The following is a 23,665-nucleotide window of genomic DNA, read 5'->3' as shown; positions in this document are numbered from 1 at the left end:
ACTTGAGAGAAAACAGGAGAACACCATGAACCAGGCACTGTGGATCGCCAAGACCGGCCTCGACGCGCAGCACACGCGCATGTCGACGGTCTCGAACAACCTGGCCAACGTGAATACCACGGGCTTCAAGAAGGACCGGGCGGTATTCGAGGACCTGATCTACCAGACCGTGCGCCAGCCGGGCGCCCAGGCCACCCAGGATCAGCAGCTGCCTTCGGGCCTGCAGATCGGCACCGGCGTGCGCGCCGTCTCCACCGAGAAGATGTTCGAGCAGGGAAATCTGCAGCAGACGGACAACTCGCTGGACATCGCCATCGAGGGGCGCGGGTTCTTCCAGATCCTGCTGCCCGACGGCAACGTCGGCTATACCCGCGACGGCAGCTTCCAGCTGAATTCGGACGGCCAGGTCGTGATGTCCAACGGCTACCCGCTGCAGCCGGGTCTGTTCGTACCGGAGGACACGCAGTCCCTGGCCATCGGCAAGGATGGCACGGTGACCGCGCAGATCCCGGGTCAGGCGGCGCCGGTGGAGCTGGGCAACATCCAGCTGGCGGACTTCGTGAACCCGGCGGGCCTGCAGGCGGTGGGCGAGAACCTGTTCCGCGAGACCGCCGCGTCCGGCGTGGCACAGCAGTCCCTGCCGGGCCTGAACGGGACCGGCACCGTGGTGCAGGGCTCGCTGGAGACCTCGAACGTGAACATCGCCGAGGAGCTGGTGAACATGATCGAGACCCAGCGCGCCTACGAGGTGAACTCCAAGGCGATCTCCGCGGCTGACCAATCGCTGCAGTTCGTCAACCAGACCATCGGGTGATGTGATGACGCGCCTCGGAACCGTTCTCCGCCCGGCCCTGGCCGTGACCGCCGCACTGCTGCTGTCCGCCTGCGCCGCCACGCAAACAACCAAGCCGGACGACAACCCGGAATATCGCCCGGTGATGCCTGCCCAGCCGGTCCCGCAGTCGCAGAACAATGGCGGGATCTACCAGGCGGCGCATTCCCAGGGCCTCTTCGAGGACTACAAGGCGCGCAACGTGGGCGACATCCTCACCGTGATCCTGGCGGAGAGCACCAACGCGCAGAAGTCGGCGTCGACCTCCACGGGCAAGGATTCCAATCTCGACCTGGGGAACCTGTCGGCCTTCGGCCGCGATGCCACCTTCAACGGGCGCCCCCTTTTTGGCGCGAGCAATTCGAGCTCGCGTGACTTCGACGGCTCGGGGGATTCCTCGCAGAGCAACCAGCTCGACGGCGAGATTACCGTGACCGTGGCCGAGGTCCTGCCCAACGGCAACCTGGTCGTGCAGGGCGAGAAGTGGCTGGGGATCAACCAGGGCGAAGAATACGTGCGCTTTCGCGGCATCGTGCGCCCGGTGGACGTGACCACCAACAACACCGTGCTCTCCACGCAGGTCGCCAACGCTCGTGTCTATTACGGCGGTTCCGGCGTGCTGGCGGACAGCAACACCCCCGGCTGGATCACGCGCTTCTTTAACAGCCCGATCTGGCCCTTCTGACGCAGCGTGCGCGCGGCGAGGTACGACATGGACTCGATATCCCTCAAACAACCCGCGAACGACCGCCGGATCGTGGCGCTCGGCGACTGGCGGCGCTTGGCCCTGCTGGTTCTGGTAGCGCTGCTGGTGGCCGGTCCGGGGAGCGCTTCGGTGGCGGCGCAGACCGCCATCCAGCAGCAGGCGGCGATGCAGGAGCGCAGCTACATGGAGCGAGTCAAGGACGTGGCCAGTGTCTCCGGCGTGCGCGAGAACCAGCTGGTCGGGTACGGCCTGGTGGTGGGCCTGGACGGCACGGGGGATCAGACCACCCAAACGCCATTCACCGTGCAGAGCCTGAACAATATGCTCGGCCAGCTCGGGCTGACGCCGGATGCCGGCAACCCGCAGCTGCGCAACGTCGCCGCCGTGATGGTGACGGCCGAACTGCCGCCATTCGCCAAGTCCGGCCAGCGCATCGACGTGACCGTCTCGTCGATGGGCAACGCGACCAGCCTGCGCGGTGGCACGCTGCTGATGACGCCGCTCAAGGGGGCGGACGGGCAGACCTACAGCATCGCCCAGGGCAATCTGGTGGTCGGGGGCTTCGGGGCCGAGGGGACCGATGGTTCGCGCATCACCGTGAACGTGCCGAGTGTCGGCCGGATCCCCAATGGTGCCACAGTGGAACGCGAGGTCCCGACCGCGTTTGCCCAGGGGGATCATGTCACCCTGAATCTGCACCGCCCGGACTTCACTACGGCCAACCGCCTGGTACAGACGGTGAACGATACCTTCGGCCAGGGGGTCGCCCATGCCCTGGATGGATCGTCGGTGCGCGTGCGCGCGCCGTCCAACCCGGATCACCGGGTCGGCTTTGTCGCGGAGCTGGAGCGCCTGCCGATTGAACGTGGTGCGCCACCGGCGCGGGTGATCGTCAACTCGCGCACCGGGACGGTGGTGATCGGCTCCAGCGTGCAGGTGACCCCGGCCGCCGTCTCGCACGGCAGCCTGACGGTGACGATCAGTGAGGCCCCTCAGGTCGTCCAGCCGGCGCCCTTCGGCGCGGGCGAAACGGCGATCCAGCCGGATACCGACATCGCGATCGAGGAGGGCGACAACACCATGTTCCTGTTCGATCCGGGCACCTCGCTGGACGAGATCGTGCGCGCGGTGAATAACGTGGGGGCCGCCCCCGGCGACCTGGTCGCGATCCTGGAGGCCCTTCGCGAAGCCGGCGCGCTACGCGCGGAGTTGGTGGTGATCTGATGATTACCCCGGGCGTCGATACCCAGATGCAGGCCCGCGCGGCCCTGGCCTCTGACCCCAGTGGTCTGCAGGACCTGGCCCGGGGTGCGCGTTCGGGCGATCAACAGGGCCTGGAGGCCGTCGCCCGCGAGTTCGAGGCGATGCTGATCGGCCAGATGCTCAAGCAGATGCGCGAGGCCTCGCTGGGCGATGGCCTGTTCGACAACGACCAGAGCAAGATGTACCTGGAGATGCAGGACCAGGAATTCGCCAAGGCCATGAGCCAGGGCGATGGCATCGGCCTGCGGGATGCCCTGATGCGCCAGCTCTCCGCGCAGCAACCCGCCGATCCCGAGGCCTTGAATGACCCGGATCGCCAGGCGGCACTCGAACTGCCGCAGCGGCGGTCGGGACTGGATACCCTGCGCGTACTGCAGGGCGATGTGGAGCCCGAGTTGCAGCCGGTGGGGCCGCAGCGCCCCGATGCTGTGGCCCCGCAACCGAGCGCGGGGGCGGCGGCGCCATCACCCATCGCCTGGCCCCCGCGGGACGCCGCCGAGTTTGTGCAGAGCCTGGAGCCCCTGGCGCGGGATGCGGCCGCGGAGCTCGGGGTCGAACCCGGCATCCTGCTGGCGCAGAGTGCCCTGGAGACCGGCTGGGGACAGCACGTGCCGTCGCGCGCCGACGGCCAGCCGAGCTTTAACCTGTTCGGGATCAAGGCGGACAGCCGCTGGAACGGGGATCAGGTCTCCGTGGGCACCCTCGAGTTCCGTGAGGGGGTTGCGCAAAGGGAGCAGGCGCGTTTCCGTGCCTATGCCGATCCGTCAGAGTCGTTCTCCGATTACGTCGAGTTCATTCGTAACAATCCGCGTTACCACCGGGCCCTGCAGGCCGGGGATGACGCACAGTACATTCGCGAGCTGCAGGACGCCGGTTACGCGACGGATCCGGCCTATGGGGACAAGGTCCTGCGCCTGCGCGATCAGTTGGCCGCGCACCAGGGCAGTGGATCGACTCAAGTCGCGGCCGATGCGGCCGTTACCCGTACCGAGGGGTAGAGCATGAAGCAGAAATGGCCCAATCCGGTGGTTGAACGAGCGGTTTCGCGGGAGGCGCGGGTATGAGCGCGTCCGGGATTGGCACCTCGGCGCTGCTGGCCTTCCAGCGCGCGATTGGCACCACCAGCAACAACATCGCGAACTCCGCGACCGAGGGCTACAGTCGGCAGCGCACCGAGCTGTCCAACCTGACGCCGCAGTTCCTGGGGGGCAGCTTCCAGGGCCAGGGCGTGCAGGTGGACACGGTTCGGCGCATCTCCGACGACTTCGTGAACACCCAGCTGCGCAACTCCATCTCGGATCAGTCGAATGCCGAGCTGAAGGCCTCGCTGGCCGGGCGCATCGACGACCTGCTGGGCAGTTCCAGTTCCGGTCTGACGCCGGTACTGCAGGACTTTTTCGACGCCGGCCAGGATCTGGCCAACGACCCGACGTCCAGTGCCGCGCGCACGGTCTTCCTGACCGAGGCGGAATCCCTGGCCGAGCGTTTTGCCTCGATCGACCGGCGCATCGAGGAGCAGCGCGACATCATTAATGGCCAGATCCGCACCAACGTCGAGGAGATCAACTCCCTGACCGAAGCGATCGCCGGGCTCAACCGCGAGATCGTGTCGAAGTCGACACAGGGGACGCCCAACGACCTGTTGGACCAGCGCGACCGGGTGCTCAACCAGCTGGCGGAGAAGGTGAACGTCCGCATCACCGAACAGGATGACGGAGCGGTCAACGTCTTCGTCGGCAACGGCCAGGCCCTGGTGCTGGGCGGCAACAACCGCGAGCTGGTCGCCGAGTCGCTCACGGGCGACCCGCGCTCCCCGGACATCGGGCTGAAGACCAGTGGTGATCCGGTCAACATCTCCCGCTTCATCCAGGGCGGCGAGCTGGGTGCATTGCTGGAGACCCGAACCGGGATCATCGACGAGGCCCAGAACACCCTGGGCCGGCTCGCGGTGAGCATCGGGGCGGAATACAACCAGCAGAACAACCTCGGGCTGGACCTGGAGGGCAATCTGGGCGCGGATATCTTCGGGATTGGTGATCCGGCGGTACGTGGATTCCCCGGCAATGAGTCTGATGATGTTCCGTCTGTCGAATTCGGAGACGTGCGCGACCTGACCACGTCCGATTACCGCCTGAGTTATAACGGTACGGACTATGAACTACGGAAGCTGTCGGATGGTGAGGTCGTAGCGAGTGGCAATGGAGTCCTTGAGGCGGATGGGATCATTGTGGATACGGCTACGATTGGCGGACAGGTGGAAGGGGATGGCTGGCTGATCCAGCCGACCCGCAATGGGTCGCGCGACCTGTCGGTGGAGATGACCGACCCTAGTCGGATCGCTGCAGCCAGCGCCGTGCGGGCCGACCTTGGCGATGACAACGCCGGGGATGCCGCGATCGCGTCTGTGCGAGCAGCAGACCCGACCATCGATTTGGAAGCTCTACCCGCGGACGACCCCGATGAGGTTGTGTTCGATGCTGACATCGGGGACCGGGGCGCTTTCGTGATCGATGGAGAAGAATTTGAGCTCAGTGAGGATGGTGTGACAACCATTGAGTTCAATGGATGGGAAATGGAGGTCCGTGGTGCGCCTGCGGACGGGGATATCTTCAAGGTCAGCAGCAACGAGGGGTATCCCGGCGACAATCGCAACATGCTGGCGATGAACGAGCTGTCGGATCAGCGCCTGGTGGGCGGTGACCGGACCTTCGGGGACGGCTACAACAGCCTGCTGGCGAATGTCGGCACGCGCACCCGGCAGGCCCAGGTCGCGCAGGAGTCCGCCGATGCGCAGCTGGCACAGGCGCGGGCGCAGCGTGAGGCAGTGTCCGGCGTCAATCTGGACGAAGAGGCGGCGGATCTGATCCGCTACCAGCAGGCCTACCAGGCGGCGGCCCAGGTCATCTCGGTCAGCAACTCGCTGTTCGATTCATTGCTCGGCGCGTTCCGCCGCTAGCGCCCACCGGGAGACACGGACATGCGCATCTCGACCACCCAGATCTTCCAGACCGGGATCGACCAGATCCAGCGGGGCCAGACGGAGCTGAACCGGACCTCGCTGCAGATGGGTCGCGGCGAGCGCATCCTGAGCCCCTCCGATGACCCGAGCGGGGCCACCCAGGTCAACCAGTTCGAACGCATCATCCAGGCCACCAAACAGTACCAGCGCAATATCGACAACACCCAACCACGCCTGCAGCAGGAGGAATCGGCCCTGCAAAGCGGGACGGATCTGCTGCAGCGGGCGCGCGAACTGGTGGTGGCCGGCAACAACGATTCCCAGACCAACGAGACCCGCAGCTATCTGGCCGGGGAACTGCGTCAGTTGCGTGAGGGCCTGTTCGACATCGCCAACACCAAGGATCCCAACGGCGAATACCTCTTCGCCGGGACGAAGTCCTTGCAGCAGCCCTTCCAGCAGGATGGCACGGGCGCGGTGCGCTATGAGGGGGCCGAGGGAACGGGCAGCGTCCGCGAGGTCGCAATCTCGGCCAACCGCAAGGTGCCGGTGGGCGATACCGGTGCGCGGGTGTTCATGGACATTCCGGAGAACGACGGGCGGGTCGGGGCCGAGGTGCTCGATCGCGCACCGGGCAGCACCCTTGTTGTGGAACAAACCGGCGTAAGCGACGTTGGTGGACTGGATGAGCGCGACTACACGATTGAATTCTCTGAGGACGCCGACGGGAACGTCCAGTTTTCCATAACCTATGTGGACGAGAATGGAGATACCCAGTTCGCCGAAGACAATTCCGGGAATGCGATGGAGGATCGGCCTTTTGTGGCCGGTGAGGCGGTCCTTTTTGAGGGGCGGAGTATCACCCTGAGTGGCAGACCCCAGGCTGGGGATCAGGTCTTGTCCCGCGCCGCCGAAAACAAGAGCGTGTTCGAGACGCTGGACGCGATCATCGCGGCGCTGGAAGAGGGCGGCGCCAGTGGTACCAGCCGGGCCAACCTGGCGACGGCCAGCAACACCGCATTGGCCGACCTGGATGCGGTGCTGGGCAACTTCAGCGACATCCGGGCCGAGGTCGGTTCGCGCCTGAAGAGCTTCGATCAGCAGAAGGACCTGAACGAGGACCGCCTGGTGGACCTGAACAGCGCGGTCTCCGAGATCCGCGATCTGGACTATGCCGAGGCCATCAGCCGCTTCAACCAGCAGCAGGTGGCCCTGCAGGCCGCGCAGCAGACCTATACCCAGGTGAACCGCCTGTCGCTGTTCGACTTCCTCTGATCCATGCCCCGGCCGTGCGGATCGTGGGCGCGCCTTTGTGCGACCATGACGCCATTGTGATCTGCGAGACTCCGGCATGGCCAAGAACAACGAACCCTCCGCGCCCATCCAGTACCGTTCCACCGGGCGGCCCCCGCGCTATCTGATCGTCCTGCTGATCCTGGCCGCGCTGTGGGCGGGGTTCTGGGGCGTAATCCACCTGCAGTCGGGCGAACCCGAGCCGGTGACCCTGAATGTCCAGGAGCAGGCGGAGCTGGAAGCCAAGCTGCGGGCGTTGGGTCCGCGCGATGCGGAGCCCCGCCCCGATAGCGCACCAGGCGATCCGATCATCGATCTCGACGCCGAAGCCGAGCCGCTGGTCCCCGAACTCTACGAGGAACGCGCCGAGGCCCGGGTGGTGCAATTCAGCGAACGCGAGCTGAATGCGCTGATCGCGCAGGACCCGGACCTGGCCGGGCGGGTGGCGATCCGCCTGACGCCGGGACAGGTGAGCACGCGGGTGCGCATCGATGTGCCGCCGGATATCCCCCTTCTGGGCGGACGCGTCCTGAATGTGCGCTCGGGCGTTCGCTTTGGTACGGAAGAGGGCCAGGTGCACGCGCGCCTGGTGGGCGTCAGCGTTGCCGGGATCCCGCTGCCGGATGCCTGGCTTGGCGGGCTCAAGGACGAGGATCTGCTGGGGCTGGAGCCCTTCCAGCAATTGCGCGCCGGTATCGAGTCCATCGAGGTGCGCGACGGCGAGCTGGCCCTGGAGCTCGCCCGCTGAGGCAGGGCGCTTGGTGCCACTTGTGGCACCTGTGCCACGAGACCGCACCGCTACGGTTGCAGATCCCGGCTCTGCGCTGCGTTCCGGCCGGGATGATGTTCTGGGGGGAGGGGGCTTCCCTGGTGCGGTGGGTTACCGGGCGGGGCCGACGCGCAGGGTTTCGGCGCCCAGAGCCTGCAGGCGGCCGCGTATGCTGAGGCTCAGGGTGGAGTGCCCGGCCTCCAGCACCGGCTGGCTGGCGGATTCGTCCATCGCCCGCATGGCCATCATCGGCTGCGGGCCGCCGTGGGAATCATCCGGCAGTTCCACTTCCAGAACACGCAGGTGCGTGGCGCCCAGTGAGCGGGCGATGACGCGCGCCTGATCCTTCAGGTCGTCCATGGCCTCTTCGATCATGGCCTCGCGGTGTTCCTCGCGGGCCTCGGGGCTCAGGGAAAAACGGATCTGACTCACCGTGAGGTCGTGCCGCTGGAGGGTGCCTACCAGTTCGCCCAGGCGGTCGAAGTCGCCGCTGGTCAGTTCCAGGTTCTGCTGGATCTGCCAGGCGTTGATGCGGCTGCGGTCGTCGGCGTCGTAGATGGGGCGGGTCGAATAGCCAATGGTGCGGGCCTCGACGGTATTGTGTTCGCCTGCGCGTTCCAGGGCCGCCTCCATGTTCCGGTTGACGGTAGCCGCGGCTGTGGCAGCCTCCGGGGCGCGCGCCTCGGTCTGCATCTGCACGGTCATGTGATCGTTCGCGACCTGGCGTTCGGTTTTGCCGGTCAGGGAAAGCGTCGTGGCGCCATCGCTGCCAACAGCGGCCCCGGGGATCGCCAGTGCAAGTACGGCGAGGCCGGCGACGAGCCAGGATGTCCGGTGGGCAAGCGGGATGTGGTTCGGTCGCATGGGTGTTTCCTTAGAGGTCGCGGGCCAGGCGGATGCCGGCGAATACGTGGCGTTTATCGGGAGTGAAGAAATTGCGCAGGGTCGTCCGGGTGAGCAGCGGGTCGCTCCAGGCACTACCGCCGCGCAGGACGTAGTGCTTCCCGTCGAACCAAGGCAGGGAGTATTCATCATAGGGGTAGGGCCGGAAACCCGGGTAGGGTTGAAAGGGGGTCGCACACCATTCCCAGACCTGCCCTGTACCGGCTAGGCAACCGGCCTGCGCGGCATGCTCCCACTCGTGTTCGTGGGGCAGGCGGGCGCCAACCCAGCGCGCGTAGGCCGTGGCCTCGAACCAGGAGAGGCCGACGGCGGGTGCCCGTGGCTCGAGCCGCTGGGTGCCGCCCGGCAGGGTCTGGACTCGTGTGCCGTCGGGCCGGCGCCCCCAGCCCAGCGGGGCGGTGACCCCCGTCTGTTCCAGCCACGCCCGGCCGGATTCGTCCCAGTGAGGGCCGGGGTGATACCCGTCGGCCTCGATGAAGGCCGCGACCTCGGCGTTGGTGACGGGGTGTGCACGGATGGCGTGGGGCGCGAGCCGCACGGTGTGTCGGCCGCGCTCGTTGTCGAAGGCGGTGATGGAATCGCTGCCGGCGATGTGTTCGCCCCCCGGGCACTCGATCCAGTCGTTGCAAGGCCGGTGCGCGGTCTCGGAGGTTTGTACAGGGCCGGCTTCGGGGTGTTGCAGGCGGGCAAACCAGCGCACCTGTTCGAGACTTTCCAGATGCATCGCGTGGTGCTGCGCGAGGAAACCGGTCAGGTAGTCGTTTTCAAGCAGGGGATGGCGGCGCACCTCCGGGTGGGCGCGCAAAAGCTCCAGGTGGTGCTGCTGACACGCCCGGCCCCACTCGAGCAGCGAGTGGCGGGGCGGGAGCCGCCCGCCGCGGCGCCATTTCGGGCTTTGCTCCGGGAAATACAGGTCGTGCCAATCCCGCCGTGCGAGCGGCGGCTCACCCAAAATCCGTTCGTGCAGCCAGACTGCCTCGATGAAATGGCAATGGGCGTAATGCCATCCCATGGGGCTGAGGTCCGGGTGGTACTGATTGCGCCACTCGTGTTCCGGGGTGGCGAGAAGCGCCGCGTTCAGGCGCTCGTGCTGGACGGACAGGCACTCCATGAGGCCCGGTTCGGAGGCGTTCGACAGCGGATGGACGGCGTTCATATCCGGTGGAGCGCGTTACAAGGCCAGGAGTTCCGGCGGTTCGTCGGGATCCAGGATCAGCAGGTGGCCGGATGGCACCGGGCGCCAGCGCTCGCGATCCGTCAGCGGTTCCGATGCCACGACTACGCTGTCCTCGGGGAATGTCTCGTCATCGGTGGTGTAGTAGAGGCTGGGGCAGGGCGCGTTGATCGCGTGGCGGCTGGCGATGATGCGGCGCCCGTCGGACAGGATCACGTTCAGCAGGGCGGTATCCGTGCCCAGCCAGGCCTCGATGGTCGAGAACGCCTCGCCGAGGGCGCCTTCCAGCGTGGCGTTCTCGTCATCGGCCAGGTACTGCCGCACCAGCGCGAACAGGTGTTCCGAGTCGGTTGTGCCCTCGATGCTGGCTTCGATCTCGTGGCTGAGGATGTTCTGGATCTGGCGCCGCACATCCGGCCGGAAGCGGCTGATCAGGCCGTTGTGGCTGTACAGCAGGCCGTCCCGGGCGAACGGCTGGGCATTGACCGAGTCGCCCCCGAAGCCGGGGGTTGCGCTGCGGATGGCCGCGATCCAGAGGGGCTGGGTCATGTCGCTGGCCAGATCTTCCAGATTGGGATCCTGCCAGAGCGGGTCGGCTCGGCGGTAATGGCGCGCCATGCCCCCGGCCCCGAACCAGCCGAAGCCGAAGCCATCGGCATTGACCCGCGCGTAAACCAGTTCCTGGGGCGCCATGGCCTGTTCGATCAGGTTGTGGGGGGGATCCAGGATCAGGCTGCGCAGCGTGATCGGAGGACCCAGATAAGCGAGGTGTCGGCACATTGATCCGGGCTTCCCTGGGGGCAGTTGGGACGTCGGTGGTTTCATGCTAGCGTGCCGCAAACCCTCTTGATACGGAAGCCCGCATGTCCGCCGACGCCTGCGCTGTACCCGTTTCCTCCCGCTACAGCCGCCGGGTGGTGGAAGAACGCGATGCCCACGCCGAGTTACTGGCCGATTTCCGCGCGGGGATGCTCGAGCCGCCGCGATCCCTGCCGCCGAAGTACTTCTACGATGCGCGGGGTTCGCAGCTGTTCGATGCGATTTGCGACACGCCGGAATACTACCCGACCCGCCTGGAGGCCGAGCTCCTGGAGCACCATGCCGATGCGATCGTGGAGGCATCCGGCGCCCGGACGCTGTTCGAGCTGGGCAGCGGGACCTCGCGCAAGACCGAATACCTGCTGGCCGCCCTGGAGCGGCGCGTGGCGGCGCCCCATTACGTCGCCAATGACGTGTGTGGCGAGATCCTGGACGAGGCGGGCGAGCGGCTCTTGCAGCGCTTCGATCAACTGCGGGTGGACAGTCTGTGCGGCGACTATGCGGCGGCCCTGGGCCACCTGGGCGAGGTCTCCGGCGCGCGCGGCGACGGTCCCCGACTGTTCGCCTTTCTCGGCAGCAGTCTGGGGAATTTCGAGGACCCAGAGGCCGCCGCCCTGCTGACCCGGATCCGCGCGACCATGAATGCGGAGGATCGCCTGTTGCTGGGGCTGGACCGGGTCAAGCCGCGTCCGGTGCTGGAGGCGGCCTACAACGATGCGGCGGGGGTCACCGCGGCGTTCAATCTGAATCTGCTGTCGGTGCTGAATACCGAGCTGGGGGCGGATTTCGACCCCGAGGGGTTCGATCACCGCGCGCCCTTCGTGGAAGAGCATTCGCGGATCGAGATGCACCTGGTGGCGCGTCGCGACCAGGTCGTGCAGGTCTCGGAGCCCGAGGCTCGCCTGGAGATCGCGGCAGGCGAGATTATCCGCACCGAGATATCGCGCAAGTTCAGCCGCGAGGCGGTCGATGGTCTGGTGGCGGCGGCGGGGATGGAACACGAGGCCGAGTGGTCGGCGCCCGAGGCGTGGTACTCCCTGTTTCTGCTGCGGCCCGGGGCGGCCTGATCGGCATGCGGGAACCGCGGCTGGTGCTGGTGCGGCATGCCCAGGCCGGTAATCCCGGCGACTGGGACGGGGCCGATCGTGACCGGCCGCTGACCGCAAAGGGGCAGGTCAGCGCGGTGCGCATGGCCCAGGCGCTGGGCGATCTGCTACCGGCTTCCGTGGAGCTCCTGTGCAGCCCCTATCTGCGCGCCCGACAGACGGCGATCCCCCTTTCCCAGGCGCTGGATGTACCGGTGCGACAGAGGAAATGGCTGGCTCCGGGACAACCCGCCGGGCTGGAGGTCGAAGCCCTGGCCCGGAACCTGCCGACGAACGGCGGGTTGGTGCTGGTGGGCCACGAGCCCGACCTGTCGCTTCTGGTCAGCTGCTTGCTGGGCGCGCCCGGAGGGCGGAGTCTGGTGCATATGGGCAAGGGCGATGCCTGCGGGCTGGCGGGTTCGCTGCCGGGACCGATGCGCCTTGTCTGGCACCTCCCGCGGCGGGTCCTCGAACGGCTGGCCGATGGGGAGGCGCATTAGGCATGCAGGAGGCTCACCATACGGAGACGGTTGCGGCCGTCGATCTGGGATCCAACAGCTTTCACATGATTGTGGCTCGGCGCCAGGATGGCGAGGTCCTGAAGGTGGACCGGCTCAAGGAGATGGTGCGGCTTGCCAGCGGCCTCGACGATCAGGGACAGCTGGATCCGGAGGTCGCCCAGCGGGCTTTGGACTGCCTGGATCGTTTCGGCCAGCGGCTGCGTCAGCTGCCGCGCGGTCATGTGCGGGTCGTTGGGACCAACACGCTGCGCCAGATGCATGACAGCCGGGCCTTTCTGCGGTCGGCGGAGCAGGCCCTCGGACATCCGGTGGAGATCATCGCCGGGCGCGAGGAGGCACGGCTGATCTACCTCGGCGTGGCCCACACGCTGGCGGATGACAGTGGCCGGCGCCTGGTGATGGATATCGGCGGCGGCAGCACCGAGTTCATTATCGGGGAACGCTTCGAGCCGCTCCTGGCCGAGAGCCTCGAGATGGGGTGTGTGACCTTTACCCGGCGCTTCTTCGCCGACGGCAAGCTGAGTCGCAAGGCCTTCGATGCCGCCCGGCTGCGAGCGGAGCAGGAACTGCAGCCGATTGCCAGCGCCTACCGGGCCGAGGGATGGGATCAGGCACTCGGGGCCTCGGGCACGATCCTCGCGCTGGATCGCATGGTGCAGGAGTCGGGCCTGGACCCGGCGCCGGGCATGGACCGGCAGGCCCTCGAGCGTCTGCGGGACGCACTGATCGAGCAGGGCTCGATCGACGGGCTGGAGTTCCCCGGCCTGGCGGCAGAGCGGGCGCCGGTCATCGCCGGCGGACTGGCGGTCCTGCTGGGCGCGTTCGAGGCGCTGGGCATCGAACGCCTGCATCCCTCCGACGGGGCGCTGCGCGAGGGAGTGGTGCATGACCTGCTGGGTCGCTTCCGGCACGAGGACGTGCGCGGGCGCACCATTCATCATCTGCGCCGGCGCTTTGCGGTGGACCCGGCCCAGGCCGAGCGCGTCCAGGCCACGGTGGCACGCCTGGTCACTGCGGTGCGCGCGGCCTGGGGGCTGGACGGGGACGACGCCGAGCGTCTGGACTGGGCTGCCGAGCTGCACGAGATCGGCCTCGCCCTGGCCCACAGCAAATACCACAAGCACGGTGAATACATCCTCACATGGGCCGACCTGCCCGGGTTCTCGCAGCCGGAGCAGGCGGAGCTTGCACTGCTGGTGCGCCTGCACCGGCGGAGCCTGAAACCCAAGCTTCTGGGCGATGTGCGTGAGGATCGTGCGGGCGCCTTCCGGTATATGGCGGTGCTGTTGCGCCTGGCCGTGCTGCTGCATCGCTCGCGGGCACCCGATCCGGTGCCGCTGGAGCGTATCGAGGCGACGACGGACGGCCTCGCACTGAGCTTTGCGACGGGATGGCTGGATGCCCATCCCCTGACACGGGCCGACCTCGACGCCGAGCGCGAGGAATGGGCCCGCCACGCACTGCAACTCGAGTACGCCTGACGGCGGATTCGGAAAGGATGGATGCAATGCTGACGCTGGTGGTCTGGATCTATGTACTGTCGGTGCCGTTGTGGATCGGCATCTGGTGGTCGGCTACGGGGTTCCGGTTGATGCGGCACAACCGGTTGCTGGCACTGCCCTTCCTGCTCAGTCTGGTGTATGTGGTCGGAAACGCCCTGCTGGTGGCCATGTTCGGCGGGCTCAGCGAAGCCACCTACGAGGAGGGCCGGTACGTGTTCATCACCGACCGGGCCATGATCGCGGTTCAGGCGACGGCGAGTGTGCTGATCGTGGCCACCATTGTGTACGGCCTGAGCATACGGCGGGTACCGGTGCACTTTATCCGTTTCATGGTGTATGCATTCGTGGCGTTGCTGGGGGTGATGGCGCCGATCCTGTGGATTCCGGCGCAGGAGGCGGAGTTCTTCTTTGTGCTCCGCCATGTGCAGTCGATCGGACTGAACTTCGGGCTGTTCCTCTGCGTGGCCGGGATCGTGGTGCTGTTGCAGGACCTGCTGCGTCATGGCGACGCCGAGGTCACCCTGCTGGGCGGACTGCATGATGTGCCGCGCTCCGAGCGTCAAAGTGAAGCGGATACAAAAAACCGCGGGAGCTGAGGCGCTTACCAGGTGTGTTGTGAACGGGTAGGGAACCCAGCGACCCTCTGCATCGGGAACAAGAGGATTGGGTTCAGGAGCGCCTCGGTTCCGGGAGGGTGCCGCACGCGTGTGCGGCCCGATGGTGTGCGGCGCATGTGCCCCTGTATTCACTCACGTTTGGGGCTTGTACTCCAGGTTCCCCGACCCTGCATTGCGCCCCGAGGGTTTATAGAACGGGGGTGGAGGCGCTAACGGCTGTGTGACCCCTGCCTCGGGGGCTCGGGGTGCCCACGCGAGCGTGTTCACCCATCAGCATTTCTCTGGAGCGAGACCTGCTGAGCGGGTATGCCGCCTGTTGTGTCCTGGTCCGACAGACCAAGGCGCCCCAGTAGCTTCTGGCATTCGGCGGAGTCCGCCGCCCCATTGGTCAGCAAGAAGGCGGTGCGCATGATGGGGAGATGAATGTGGCCGCTGCCCAGACCGAAGCCGTGGGCGGCCCCAATCATCTGCTTTAACGGGAGAGAAAGGCGTAGACGCGACTTCAGCGCTACGGCCATTCGAGCGGGCCAGTCCCCCGCAAGCGCCGTATCCAGGGCGGCTGGGTCGAGGGTGCAGCCCTGAAGGACGCAGCGCTGTGCCGTGGCGATGACCGCGAGCTCGCCCAGGCGATGCATCAGTCCGGCGGTAAAGCAAAGGCTGGCGTCCGCCCGCAGGCTGCGACCCAGGGCCGCGGCCTGGTGGGCCATGCGCTCGCTCTGTTCCTGGTAATGCCGGGCGCGGGTCTGGAGGTTGGGCTCCTGAAGTGTGGTGGTGAGATCGAGGGCCATGGCCATTGCCAGATTCAGGGCGGTGGGGATGCCCAGAACCTGCAGGGCGTCGCGTAGCGAGGTATTGGGGGTGTCGGTGCGCCTCAGAGCACTGCCGTTGGATGCATCGATCAGGCGCGTGACCAGGGATGGAATGTCCTGCCAGGCCTTCTCCAGTTCGGACAGCGAGAGTGTGTCGGCCCGCGCCCTCAATTCCCGCAGTGCGTCAAGATCGATCGGTGTAGGCAGTCTCAGCTCACCGGATTCGGCCTGTTGCAGGGCGTTTTCCAGGGCGGGCGCCTCCGGCTCGCCCTCGGCTTCTTCGCGGGACTCGGCGGTAGTCGCTCCCGTAGCCAGTATCGCTTGCAGACGGTCATGCACCAGTTCCGCCTCGAAGGGCTTGGAGATAAAACCCCGGACGCCGTAGCGAGCGGCGCGCTGGACACTCTTACGGTCCGGGTTCGCGGTGATGATGACGATGGGCGTGACGCGGCCATCGATGGACGCCCGTCGCAGGAAGTCCAGCCCGTTCCCGTCGGGCAGCGACAGGTCCGACAGCACGAGGTCGTGGTGTGTCTCGCGCCAACGTCGCAGGGCCTCGGTAATGGAGCGCGCGTGGAAGATGTCGGAATCGGGATAAAGGCCGCGAACGAGCGTCTTCAGGAGATCCGCCATGAGATCTTCGTCTTCCAGTATCAGGATCTTCATAGGGGGTCCGGATGCTCGCGCCCACAGGGAGGTTGTGACCTTCAGGTTCGGTTGTCCGAAGGATGGGGTCAAGCGGGGACCGGCGAAGTCCCACGACCGGGTGCCCCGCGCCGGCCATGGGTGTCGCGTCAGCCGGCGGTAGACCCCGCCAGCCGGGCCGCCAGGACCTCCTGTGCGGAGTAGGGGGCCTGGTCGTCGGCGGGCCGAATGCGGGTGTAGCTGCCGTCCGGTTGCAGGGACCAGGCGGTGGCGGTGTCGCGCAGGTAGTTGAACAGGGATTCCTCGGCCACGCGGTCGCGCAGCTCCGGGTCGCGCACCGGGAAAGCCACCTCGACGCGGCGGAAGAAGTTGCGCGGCATCCAGTCGGCGCTGGAAAGGAACACCTCGGGGTTGCCGGCGTTCTCGAAGTAGAACACCCGCGAGTGTTCGAGGAAGCGGCCCAGTACCGAGTGCACCTCGATGGTTTCCGATATGCCGGGGACCCCGGGGCGCAGGCTGCAGATGCCGCGCACGATCAGCTGGATGGGTACTCCGGCCTGCGAGGCCTGGTACAGGGCCTGGATGATGGTGGCCTCGTTCAGGGAGTTCATGCGCGCGACGATGCGCGCCGGTTTGCCGGCCCGGTGGTTCTCGATCTCGCGCTCGATCTTCTCCTGCATCGCGTCGTGCAGGCGGAAGGGGGCCTGGATGAGCTGGCGCAGGCGGGTCACCTTGCCGAGCCCGGTCAGCTGGAGAAACACGCGGTGGACGTCCTCGGTCAGCACGGGGTCGGCCGTCAGCAGGCCGAAATCGGTGTAGGCCTTGGCAGTGCCCGAGTGATAGTTGCCGGTGCCGAGGTGGGCGTAGCGGGTAATCTGGTCGCCATCCCGGCGTACCACCAGGGCCAGCTTGGCGTGGGTCTTGTAGCCGACCACGCCGTAGGTCACATGCACCCCGGCATCCTGCATGCGGTTGGCCAGCTCGATGTTGTCGGCCTCGTCGAAGCGCGCCCGCAGCTCGATCACGACGGTGACCTCCTTGCCGGCCTGCGCCGCCTCGATCAGGGTCTCGACCAGGGGCGAGCGGGTGCCCGTGCGGTACAGGGTCTGCTTGATGGCCAGTACCCGCGGGTCGGCCGCGGCCTGGCGCAGGAAATCCACCACCGGCATGAACGACTGGTACGGATGATGCAGCAATAGCTCCTGCTCGCGGATGCAGGCGAAGATGCCGCTGCCGCTGGCGTCCACGCGAGGCAGGGCCGGGACCAGGGGCGGGAACTTGAGGTCCGGGCGGTCGACCAGTTCGTGCACCGCCATCAGCCGGTTCAGGTTCACGAGGCCGGTGACCTGATACAGGTCGTCGGGGTCCAGATGGAACTGCTGCAGGAGGAAATCGGCGACCTCCTGCGGGCAGTTGTCCGCGACCTCCAGCCGCACGCCGGCGCCGTAGTTGCGCTGGGGCAGTTCGCCCTCCAGGGCGTTCAGGAGGTCGTCGATCTCCTCTTCCTGCACGAACAGGTCGGAGTTGCGGGTCAGCCGGAACTGGTAGCAGCCGGTCACCTTCATCCCGCGGAACAGCTCGTCAACATGGGCGTGCAGGATGGACGACAGCAGGACGAAATCGTTGTCGCCGCTGGCGACCTCCCTCGGGAGGCGCACCAGACGCGGGAGAGAACGCGGTGCCTGTACCACGGCGCGGCCGGACTCGCGGCCGAAGGCGTCCTTGCCCTTGAGCGTGACGATGAAGTTCAGGCTCTTGTTCAGGATGCGCGGAAAGGGATGCGCCGGGTCCAGGCCGATCGGGGTCAGGACCGGTTGCAGCTGTTCGCGGAAATACTGCAGCACCCATTCCTGCTGCGCGGAGCTCCAGTGGGTGCGGCGCACGAAGTGGATGCCCTCGGCCGCCAGTGCCGGGATCAGTTCATCGTTCAGGGTGCGGTACTGCTCCTCTACCAGGTCGTGCGCACGCGGGGCGATCTGGCGCAGCTGCTCGGCAGCGGACAGACCATCCGGACCGGGGGCCTGCACGTTCAGTTCGACCTGCTGGCGCAGCGAGCCCACGCGGACCTCGAAGAACTCGTCCAGGTTGGTGGAGGAGATGCTCAGATAGCGCAGGCGTTCGAGCAGCGGGAAGGCGGGGTCCTGGGCGATCGCGAGGACCCGGCGGTTGAATTCCAGCAGGGACAGCTCGCGATTGAGGAACAGATCAGTCTGGGTCACGTCGGCATCCGGCATGCACGACTCGCGGCAGGAATGGACCCGCGAGTCTATGACGACATTATGTCAGTTCCGTGAATGGGGGGCAGGCGTGGCCGAAGTCCCCGGGCGACGTGCCTGAACTGCGGTACGGGTCGACGGACGGCTATAATTTAGGGCTTGATCATGCAGCGCGATATCCGCTGCCGTAAGGAGAAGTCCGTTGGCCGAATTTACCCTGACACTGCATGCGCGCGACGAATCGCAGCCGGAGCTGCACAAGGTCTCGGTGACCGCCGAGGGCGAGTTGCCCGAGTACGGCCAGGTCTGGGTGTGGGATATCGTCTACGCCCAGCAGCTGTTCGCCCTGGGCGAGGTGCAGGCGGCCCAGGACCTCAAGGAGACCATGGAACTCTGGGCGGTCAACATGTCCAGCAAGGTGTTCCAGCCGCATGGGCATATCCTGTCCAAGGGGTACCTGGACCTGTCGGAGAACCTGCAGCTGGTGAACGGAGATTCCGTGCCGGCCGCGGCCGACGGGGATCGCCAGGTGGTGGTATCGGTCGACGGCCAGGCCGGGCAGCTCCCGGATGTCCGGGTGTCCCCGGAGAGCCTGACGGCCGACGAGCGCCAGGATCTGGTGCTGGGGCTGGGCCAGTACTTCAACTTCGAAAACCCGATGTTCGCGCGCGAGCTGCCGATCCATGTCCTGGCCATGCGCAAGTACCACGCGGACATCAACCTGCCGCATACCCGCACTGCGCTCGAGGAAGCCCCGTTCTTCGCAATCCAGAAGGCGATGGAATACTTCCAGGCGGCCAATCAAGGCACTGTGCAGTAGGGGTAGGCCCGCTGCGTCGGATTTGCCGCGCGTGCTACGGTCGCGGTCATGAGGACTGTCTATTCCGCCGCCGACCCCGTGATGGCCGGGTTCATCGAGGACCTGCTGAAAGAGGCCGGGATCCCGGCGTACGTGAACCAGGCCGGGCTCATGGGCGCGGCGGGGGAGGTCCCGCCAACCGAGACCTGGGCGCGCATCATGGTGGTGCACGAGGAGCAGGCCGAGGAGGCGCGAGCCCTGATCCTGGAGTATCTGGAGGGCGAGCCGGAACACGACGGCCGGGACTGGAAGTGCCCGCGCTGCGGCGAGGTGATCGAGCCGCAGTTCACCCAGTGCTGGAACTGCGGGCGCGACAAGCCCAAAGTCTGAGTCAGTTCGGCCGTCCGTTGCCGGTGTACTGCGAGCGGATGCGCTGGATGTAGGTTTGCGTCTCGCGGAATGGCGGGACGCCGCCGTGGCGCTCCACCGCGCCGGGGCCGGCGTTGTAGGCGGCCAGGGCGAGATCCAGGTTGCCCTCGAAACGCTCGAGCATGGCGGCCAGATAGCGTGTGCCGCCGTTGATGTTCTGGGCCGGATCGAAGCGGTCGGTGACCCCGAGATCGGCCGCGGTCGCGGGCATCAGCTGCATCAGGCCGTGGGCGCCCACCCGCGAGACCGCCTGCGGATCGAAGCAGGATTCCACGTGAATGACCGACTGGACCAGCGCAGGGTCGAGGCCCTTGCGGGTGGCGGCCGTACGAATGAGGTCCGCGAACTCGCCGCCGCCGGTGGCCAGCGCATGGCGGGCGCGCTCGCCGCAGCGGGCCCGTGCGGTGGGGCGGCCGTAGGTGGCGACCAGTTCCATGCCGTTGTCCTGGCGGTGCTGGTTGGTGACCAGGCGTTCACCGCCCGGGCCCTCGAACACGAAGATCTGGCTGGGAGACCAGTCGCCGCCGGCAGGCGGCGTGGCCGTACCCGTGCTCGCGGGCGAGCGGATGGTTTCGTACGGCACACCCTGGGGCCGTTCGTCGGTCAGGACGCGGGCACCGGAGGCATCGCGGTAGCTGTACAGCTCGGCCGCGCTGGTCCCGCCCGCGAGCAGGCCCGCCGCCAGGACCAGCAGTAGCAGCGCCGGCCGGGCGGAATGCTTACCATGGTGCCTGGCTTTCCTCCGCGTATCCCTGGTATCCAACCCCTGTGCCCCCTGGCCGAGTACCGATCCCGATGACCGAGACTTCATTCACAGTCTGCATTATGGCGCCGGAAAGTGCATGGCTGAAAGAGCGCGTCGACGGCCTGCTGGCGGGCAGCGACGTCGACGCACCTTGGGTCGAGGTCCTGGAATCGGTCGATTCGACCAACCGCTATCTCCTGGAGGCGGCTGCCACGGACGATGAGCGACCGCGTGTCTGCGTGGCACATACCCAGACCGCGGGCCGCGGCCGGCGGGGCCGGATCTGGCAGTCGCGGCCCGGGGCGAGCCTCGCTCTGTCGCTGGCGTGGCCCATCGCGCGGGGCCCGGTGCCGCCCGCCTATCCGGTGGGTGTGGGGATCGGGGTAATCCAGGCCCTGGAGGGGCTGGGTCTGGAGTCCGTGCGGCTCAAGTGGCCCAATGACCTGATGATCCAGGGCGCCAAGCTCGGCGGGATCCTGATGGAGCAGCGGGCGCCGGGCCGGGAGCGGCCGGGCCGGCTGGTCGCCGGGATCGGGATGAATCGCGAGGCCGCAGATACACTGGAACTGGACCGCGCGGTCACCGATCTCGCCAGTCATTGTCCGGGTGGGGCGCCAGACGACCTGGAACTGGCCGCGCGGGTGGTCGACCGGCTTTGCCGCCTGCATCCCGTTATGGTGCGCGAGGGCGTGACCCCGCTGGAGTCCGAGCTGGAGCGGCTCGATCTGTTGCGCGGGCAAGCCATCGAGCTGCTGGACGATGGAGCGCAGGCGCGGGCGCTGGGGATCGACCCGGCCAGCGGCTGTCTGGTGGCGGCATTCGCGGACGGATCGGTGCGTCATCTGCACTCGAGCGAGGTTTCGGTACGGAGTCTTGAACATGTCTGACATCGCGCTGGTGGATATCGGCAGTAGCCGGGTGAAATGGCAGGTGCGCAGTCGGGATGGCGATGTGCTGGGCTCCGGCGCGGCCCCGGAGCCCGCGGGCTGCGCCCGCGCCCTTGCATCCATGACGCAGGACTCGACCATCGACGCCGTATGGGTCTCGCGGGTGGCGGGTGATCGCGGGGCGGCGTTCGCCGAGGAATTGGACAGCGCCGGGCTGGCGGCCTCGGTCCACGCGGTCCGGGTTGCGGCTGCCGGGCCGAACGGCCTGCGGACCGACTACGCAGCCGGCGAGCTGGGGGTGGACCGGTACTGCGCGCTGGTCGCGGCGCGGGCCGTTGGCGATATGCCGGTCATCCTGGTGGATGCCGGAACCGCGGTCACCGTCGACGTGTTGCAGGCGGACGGGTGTCATGCAGGCGGCTACATACTGCCGGGGCGCCAGCTCGGCTGGGAGGCGCTGCAGCCCCGTCTGGCCGATCGTATCGCGCCGCGCGAGGCGACGCAGTGGCCCGAGGACCTTGACCCGTCGCCCGGGCTGAACAGTGCGGATGCGCTGGAGCGTGGTTGGGGTCTGGGGCTGGCCGGGGCGCTGGACGGACTGATCGCGCGCTCCCGCGACGTGCTGGGCGAGGAAGCCCCCTGCTGGCTGACCGGGGGCGATGCCTACTGGCTGGCACCGCTGTTGCGCGAGGACGCGCGGATCATCCCCAACCTGGTGCTGGACGGCCTATGGGCACTGTCGCGCGCGGAGGACGCCGGATGCGCTGGCTAATCCTGGCGCTCGCGCTGCTGAACCTGGGGTACTTCGTGTGGGTGTGGCACGACGGCCGGCTGGATCCGGACCCCTACGCCGACGTACCGCCCCTGGAGCGCGACCGGGGCACGGTGGAGTTGCTGGATGTCCGGCTGGAATGGCCGGAACCCAGTGGCGCGCCGGCAGGGGAAGGGGTCGCCGAGGAGGCGACCGAGTGACGAGGCTTAGTGGCCGCGGCGCCGGGCCCGCTCGGCGCGCCGCCGGTCCCGGTGGCGCTGCCAGGCGGCGGACAGTTGATGGGAGATCCAGTAGCCGGCCATAGCGGTGGGGCTCGCGATCAGCAGGCTGCCCAGCAACGTGAAGGTGATCTCGTCGCCGATCCCCTGCAGGTACCAGGCGTCCGGGTCGTGGGCGAGAAGGGGCATGTAGCGAAAGACCGCCTCGCCCAGGGAGTGGTAGCCCCAGTACAGGGGGGGCGGTGGTCAGGGGGTTGCTGACGAACGAGGCCACGAAGGCCGTCGGGAAATTCCCGGCCAGCGCGATGCAGAGGATGATCATCAATACGGTCTGAAAGCCGACCGTGGGCGTCAGGCCAATGAACAGCCCGATGGCAACCCCGCGGGCCATGGCCTCCGGGCCGCTCTTCATGCTCCCGGCGGCATGCAGGCCCGTGTGCAGGCGGGGATGACGGGCCAGCCAGTGGTGGGCGCGCCAGCGCAACGCCCGCCAGCGAATGCCGGCCCGCCTCAGCATGCCGCCGAGGGCCTCAGGCAGCCCCCCAGCGGGCCGCGATGTCGGGGGTCCAGCCGACCGTGATCGCGTCCCCCTGTTCGATCACCGGCCGCTTGATCAGGGCTGAGTGTTCGAGCATCAGGGCGATCGCGCGTTCGCGGTCCAGCCCGTCGCGCTGTTCGGCGGGAAGCTGGCGCCAGGTCGTGCCGCGCCGGTTGACCAGGGCCTCCCAGCCAAGCGCCTCGACCCAGTTGCGCAGCCGGGCCTCCTCCAGCCCGTCCTTGCGAACGTCGACGAAGCGAACATCCACGCCGGCCGCATCCAGCGCCCGGCGGGCCTTGCGGACGGTATCGCAGTTGGCGATCCCGAAGAGCGCGATGTCAGACATCGCGCAGCAGGGCGTTCAGGCCGACCTTGGCCTTGGTCTTCTCGTCCACGCGCTTCACAATCACCGCGCAGTACAGCGAGTACTTGCCGTCCTTGGAGGGCAGGGTGCCGGAGACCACCACGGAGCCGGCCGGTACGCGGCCGTAGAGGATCTCGTCGTTCTCGCGATCGTAGATCCGGGTGGACTGGCCGAGATACACGCCCATGGAGATGACCGCGCCTTCCTCGACGATCACGCCCTCGACCACCTCGGAGCGGGCACCGATGAAGCAGTTGTCCTCGATGATGGTCGGGGCCGCCTGCAGCGGCTCCAGCACGCCGCCGATCCCGACGCCGCCGGAGAGGTGCACGTTCTTGCCGATCTGGGCGCAGGAGCCGACCGTGGCCCAGGTATCGACCATCGTGCCTTCATCCACATAGGCACCGATGTTCACGTAGGACGGCATCAGCACCGTGTTGCGGGCGATGAAGCTCCCGCGGCGCGCGGTGGCCGGCGGCACGACGCGCACGCCGGCCTCGCGGAAGTCACGGCTGGAGGTGTCGGCGTACTTGGACGGGACCTTGTCGTAGTAGTTGGTGAAGCCCCCCTTGATGAACTCGTTTTCCGAGATGCGGAACGACAGCAGTACGGCCTTCTTCAGCCATTCGTTCACCACCCATTCGCCGCCCTTCTTCTCGGCGACTCGGGCACGGCCGGTGTCCAGCATCTCCAGCGCCTCGTTCACCGCATCGCGGACATTGGTCTCCACGTTGCGCGGGTTAATCTCGGCGCGGCGTTCAAAGGCGGTTTCGATGGTACTCTGGATATCGGACATGAGG

Annotated in this window: 24 protein-coding genes and 1 pseudogene; 16 read left to right on the top strand and 9 right to left on the bottom strand. The window is 67.2% G+C overall.

The genetic code is table 11. The features are described 5' to 3' along the window. Positions 1-25: 25 nt before the first annotated feature. The 7 genes from flgG (at position 26) to D105_RS0105810 (ending at position 7,801) form a co-directional block, all read left to right on the top strand. A complete protein-coding gene (gene flgG, locus D105_RS0105840) occupies positions 26-814 on the top strand; it encodes a flagellar basal-body rod protein FlgG (protein WP_018867336.1) in 789 nt (262 codons plus the stop codon). 4 nt (positions 815-818) lie between these two features. After that, a complete protein-coding gene (gene flgH, locus D105_RS0105835) occupies positions 819-1,517 on the top strand; it encodes a flagellar basal body L-ring protein FlgH (RefSeq protein ID WP_018867337.1) in 699 nt (232 codons plus the stop codon). A gap of 27 nt (positions 1,518-1,544) precedes the next feature. Continuing rightward, positions 1,545-2,762 (top strand): flagellar basal body P-ring protein FlgI, encoded by a 1,218-nt coding sequence (locus tag D105_RS0105830; protein ID WP_018867338.1) that lies wholly within the window; start codon positions 1,545-1,547, stop codon positions 2,760-2,762. Further along, entirely contained in the window at positions 2,762-3,799 is a 1,038-nt protein-coding gene (gene flgJ, locus D105_RS0105825; protein WP_018877825.1) for a flagellar assembly peptidoglycan hydrolase FlgJ, read from the top strand. The genes D105_RS0105830 and flgJ overlap by 1 nt, the downstream gene beginning before the upstream one ends. 62 nt (positions 3,800-3,861) lie before the next feature. After that, positions 3,862-5,757: a flagellar hook-associated protein FlgK gene (flgK, locus tag D105_RS0105820; protein WP_018867340.1), complete on the top strand. Its 1,896-nt coding sequence runs from the start codon at positions 3,862-3,864 to the stop codon at positions 5,755-5,757. Positions 5,758-5,778: 21 nt separating this feature from the next. Beyond that, positions 5,779-7,035, top strand: coding sequence for a flagellar hook-associated protein FlgL (flgL, locus tag D105_RS0105815; RefSeq protein WP_018877824.1), 1,257 nt, complete (start codon positions 5,779-5,781; stop codon positions 7,033-7,035). Between the two features lie 76 nt (positions 7,036-7,111). Beyond that, positions 7,112-7,801 (top strand): hypothetical protein, encoded by a 690-nt coding sequence (locus D105_RS0105810; RefSeq protein ID WP_018877823.1) that lies wholly within the window; start codon positions 7,112-7,114, stop codon positions 7,799-7,801. Between the two features lie 132 nt (positions 7,802-7,933). Here D105_RS0105810 and D105_RS0105805 read toward each other — a convergent pair whose 3' ends face one another. Genes D105_RS0105805 through egtC form a run of 3 tightly spaced genes read right to left on the bottom strand, consistent with a single transcriptional unit; the run spans position 7,934 to position 10,679 of the window. Next, complete coding sequence (locus D105_RS0105805; RefSeq protein ID WP_018877822.1) at positions 7,934-8,686, bottom strand: SIMPL domain-containing protein; 753 nt, start codon at positions 8,684-8,686, stop codon at positions 7,934-7,936. 10 nt (positions 8,687-8,696) lie between these two features. Then, positions 8,697-9,881, bottom strand: a complete 1,185-nt coding sequence (locus tag D105_RS0105800; protein ID WP_018877821.1) for an SUMF1/EgtB/PvdO family nonheme iron enzyme — start codon at positions 9,879-9,881, stop codon at positions 8,697-8,699. Positions 9,882-9,896: 15 nt separating this feature from the next. Further along, positions 9,897-10,679 (bottom strand): ergothioneine biosynthesis protein EgtC, encoded by a 783-nt coding sequence (gene egtC, locus D105_RS0105795; protein ID WP_018867345.1) that lies wholly within the window; start codon positions 10,677-10,679, stop codon positions 9,897-9,899. 83 nt (positions 10,680-10,762) lie between these two features. Between egtC and egtD the strand changes: the two genes are divergently transcribed. From egtD to D105_RS0105775, 4 genes are read left to right on the top strand one after another with little or no spacing between them, the layout of a single operon-like run. Next, positions 10,763-11,785 carry an L-histidine N(alpha)-methyltransferase gene (gene egtD, locus D105_RS0105790; protein WP_018877820.1) on the top strand — a complete coding sequence of 341 codons (1,023 nt, stop codon included), beginning with the start codon at positions 10,763-10,765 and terminating at the stop codon, positions 11,783-11,785. Between the two features lie 5 nt (positions 11,786-11,790). Further along, the gene (locus tag D105_RS0105785; protein ID WP_018877819.1) at positions 11,791-12,303 is read left to right on the top strand and encodes a histidine phosphatase family protein; all 513 of its coding nucleotides are present in this window, start codon (positions 11,791-11,793) and stop codon (positions 12,301-12,303) included. A gap of 2 nt (positions 12,304-12,305) precedes the next feature. Beyond that, a complete protein-coding gene (ppx, locus tag D105_RS0105780; RefSeq protein ID WP_018877818.1) occupies positions 12,306-13,805 on the top strand; it encodes an exopolyphosphatase in 1,500 nt (499 codons plus the stop codon). A gap of 26 nt (positions 13,806-13,831) precedes the next feature. Continuing rightward, positions 13,832-14,422: a hypothetical protein gene (locus D105_RS0105775; protein WP_018867349.1), complete on the top strand. Its 591-nt coding sequence runs from the start codon at positions 13,832-13,834 to the stop codon at positions 14,420-14,422. A 284-nt stretch (positions 14,423-14,706) separates the two neighbouring features. On the opposite strand, the gene D105_RS0105770 is transcribed toward D105_RS0105775, so the two are convergent. Together D105_RS0105770 and ppk1 are read right to left on the bottom strand one after the other, a co-directional pair. Beyond that, the gene (locus tag D105_RS0105770) at positions 14,707-15,918 is read right to left on the bottom strand and encodes a response regulator (protein WP_018877817.1); all 1,212 of its coding nucleotides are present in this window, start codon (positions 15,916-15,918) and stop codon (positions 14,707-14,709) included. 128 nt (positions 15,919-16,046) lie between these two features. Then, entirely contained in the window at positions 16,047-18,131 is a 2,085-nt protein-coding gene (gene ppk1 / locus D105_RS0105765; RefSeq protein WP_018877816.1) for a polyphosphate kinase 1, read from the bottom strand. Between the two features lie 184 nt (positions 18,132-18,315). Between ppk1 and D105_RS0105760 the strand changes: the two genes are divergently transcribed. Both D105_RS0105760 and D105_RS0105755 read left to right on the top strand, forming a co-directional pair. Beyond that, the gene (locus D105_RS0105760; RefSeq protein WP_018877815.1) at positions 18,316-18,933 is read left to right on the top strand and encodes a hypothetical protein; all 618 of its coding nucleotides are present in this window, start codon (positions 18,316-18,318) and stop codon (positions 18,931-18,933) included. A 48-nt stretch (positions 18,934-18,981) separates the two neighbouring features. Then, positions 18,982-19,302 (top strand): DUF2007 domain-containing protein, encoded by a 321-nt coding sequence (locus D105_RS0105755; protein ID WP_081618691.1) that lies wholly within the window; start codon positions 18,982-18,984, stop codon positions 19,300-19,302. A gap of 1 nt (position 19,303) precedes the next feature. On the opposite strand, the gene D105_RS0105750 is transcribed toward D105_RS0105755, so the two are convergent. After that, positions 19,304-20,104 (bottom strand): lytic transglycosylase domain-containing protein, encoded by an 801-nt coding sequence (locus D105_RS0105750; protein WP_018877814.1) that lies wholly within the window; start codon positions 20,102-20,104, stop codon positions 19,304-19,306. Positions 20,105-20,166: 62 nt separating this feature from the next. Here D105_RS0105750 and D105_RS0105745 point away from each other — a divergent pair, with 62 nt between their 5' ends. From D105_RS0105745 to D105_RS0105735, 3 genes are read left to right on the top strand one after another with little or no spacing between them, the layout of a single operon-like run. Continuing rightward, on the top strand, positions 20,167-20,973 hold the full coding sequence (locus D105_RS0105745) for a biotin--[acetyl-CoA-carboxylase] ligase (protein ID WP_018877813.1): 807 nt from the start codon (positions 20,167-20,169) through the stop codon (positions 20,971-20,973). After that, positions 20,966-21,745 carry a type III pantothenate kinase gene (locus D105_RS0105740; protein WP_018877812.1) on the top strand — a complete coding sequence of 260 codons (780 nt, stop codon included), beginning with the start codon at positions 20,966-20,968 and terminating at the stop codon, positions 21,743-21,745. Before D105_RS0105745 ends, D105_RS0105740 begins: the two co-directional genes overlap by 8 nt. Next, complete coding sequence (locus tag D105_RS0105735; RefSeq protein ID WP_018867357.1) at positions 21,733-21,945, top strand: hypothetical protein; 213 nt, start codon at positions 21,733-21,735, stop codon at positions 21,943-21,945. Before D105_RS0105740 ends, D105_RS0105735 begins: the two co-directional genes overlap by 13 nt. Positions 21,946-21,951: 6 nt before the next feature. Here D105_RS0105735 and D105_RS14155 read toward each other — a convergent pair. The 3 genes and pseudogenes from D105_RS14155 to dapD form a co-directional block, all read right to left on the bottom strand. Then, a pseudogene (locus D105_RS14155) lies at positions 21,952-22,480 on the bottom strand (DUF2062 domain-containing protein). A gap of 13 nt (positions 22,481-22,493) precedes the next feature. Then, on the bottom strand, positions 22,494-22,847 hold the full coding sequence (locus tag D105_RS0105725; protein WP_018877809.1) for an arsenate reductase: 354 nt from the start codon (positions 22,845-22,847) through the stop codon (positions 22,494-22,496). Next, on the bottom strand, positions 22,840-23,661 hold the full coding sequence (gene dapD / locus D105_RS0105720) for a 2,3,4,5-tetrahydropyridine-2,6-dicarboxylate N-succinyltransferase (RefSeq protein ID WP_018877808.1): 822 nt from the start codon (positions 23,659-23,661) through the stop codon (positions 22,840-22,842). The genes D105_RS0105725 and dapD overlap by 8 nt, the downstream gene beginning before the upstream one ends. Between the last annotated feature and the right edge of the window lie 4 nt (positions 23,662-23,665).

The sequence above is a fragment of the Thioalkalivibrio sp. ALE28 genome (assembly GCF_000377425.1).
Lineage (GTDB): Bacteria > Pseudomonadota > Gammaproteobacteria > Ectothiorhodospirales > Ectothiorhodospiraceae > Thioalkalivibrio.
The sequence above is the reverse complement of the archived record's forward strand: the minus strand, read 5'-3'. Positions and strand labels throughout refer to the sequence as shown.

Excerpts from the sequence above, each read along its gene's own strand:
- D105_RS0105800 (WP_018877821.1), bottom strand. The coding sequence starts at position 9,881 with ATGAACGCCGTCCATCCGCTGTCGAACGCCTCCGAACCGGGCCTCATG.
- flgH (WP_018867337.1), top strand. The coding sequence starts at position 819 with ATGACGCGCCTCGGAACCGTTCTCCGCCCGGCCCTGGCCGTGACCGCC.
- flgK (WP_018867340.1), top strand. The coding sequence starts at position 3,862 with ATGAGCGCGTCCGGGATTGGCACCTCGGCGCTGCTGGCCTTCCAGCGC.
- egtC (WP_018867345.1), bottom strand. The coding sequence starts at position 10,679 with ATGTGCCGACACCTCGCTTATCTGGGTCCTCCGATCACGCTGCGCAGC.
- D105_RS0105745 (WP_018877813.1), top strand. The coding sequence starts at position 20,167 with ATGGCGCCGGAAAGTGCATGGCTGAAAGAGCGCGTCGACGGCCTGCTG.
- D105_RS0105805 (WP_018877822.1), bottom strand. The coding sequence starts at position 8,686 with ATGCGACCGAACCACATCCCGCTTGCCCACCGGACATCCTGGCTCGTC.
- D105_RS0105785 (WP_018877819.1), top strand. The coding sequence starts at position 11,791 with ATGCGGGAACCGCGGCTGGTGCTGGTGCGGCATGCCCAGGCCGGTAAT.
- D105_RS0105735 (WP_018867357.1), top strand. The coding sequence starts at position 21,733 with ATGCGCTGGCTAATCCTGGCGCTCGCGCTGCTGAACCTGGGGTACTTC.
- D105_RS0105755 (WP_081618691.1), top strand. The coding sequence starts at position 18,982 with ATGAGGACTGTCTATTCCGCCGCCGACCCCGTGATGGCCGGGTTCATC.
- D105_RS0105770 (WP_018877817.1), bottom strand. The coding sequence starts at position 15,918 with ATGAAGATCCTGATACTGGAAGACGAAGATCTCATGGCGGATCTCCTG.
- D105_RS0105830 (WP_018867338.1), top strand. The coding sequence starts at position 1,545 with ATGGACTCGATATCCCTCAAACAACCCGCGAACGACCGCCGGATCGTG.
- egtD (WP_018877820.1), top strand. The coding sequence starts at position 10,763 with ATGTCCGCCGACGCCTGCGCTGTACCCGTTTCCTCCCGCTACAGCCGC.
- D105_RS0105810 (WP_018877823.1), top strand. The coding sequence starts at position 7,112 with ATGGCCAAGAACAACGAACCCTCCGCGCCCATCCAGTACCGTTCCACC.
- dapD (WP_018877808.1), bottom strand. The coding sequence starts at position 23,661 with ATGTCCGATATCCAGAGTACCATCGAAACCGCCTTTGAACGCCGCGCC.
- D105_RS0105725 (WP_018877809.1), bottom strand. The coding sequence starts at position 22,847 with ATGTCTGACATCGCGCTCTTCGGGATCGCCAACTGCGATACCGTCCGC.
- flgL (WP_018877824.1), top strand. The coding sequence starts at position 5,779 with ATGCGCATCTCGACCACCCAGATCTTCCAGACCGGGATCGACCAGATC.
- ppk1 (WP_018877816.1), bottom strand. The coding sequence starts at position 18,131 with ATGCCGGATGCCGACGTGACCCAGACTGATCTGTTCCTCAATCGCGAG.
- flgJ (WP_018877825.1), top strand. The coding sequence starts at position 2,762 with ATGATTACCCCGGGCGTCGATACCCAGATGCAGGCCCGCGCGGCCCTG.
- D105_RS0105775 (WP_018867349.1), top strand. The coding sequence starts at position 13,832 with ATGCTGACGCTGGTGGTCTGGATCTATGTACTGTCGGTGCCGTTGTGG.
- ppx (WP_018877818.1), top strand. The coding sequence starts at position 12,306 with ATGCAGGAGGCTCACCATACGGAGACGGTTGCGGCCGTCGATCTGGGA.
- D105_RS0105740 (WP_018877812.1), top strand. The coding sequence starts at position 20,966 with ATGTCTGACATCGCGCTGGTGGATATCGGCAGTAGCCGGGTGAAATGG.
- flgG (WP_018867336.1), top strand. The coding sequence starts at position 26 with ATGAACCAGGCACTGTGGATCGCCAAGACCGGCCTCGACGCGCAGCAC.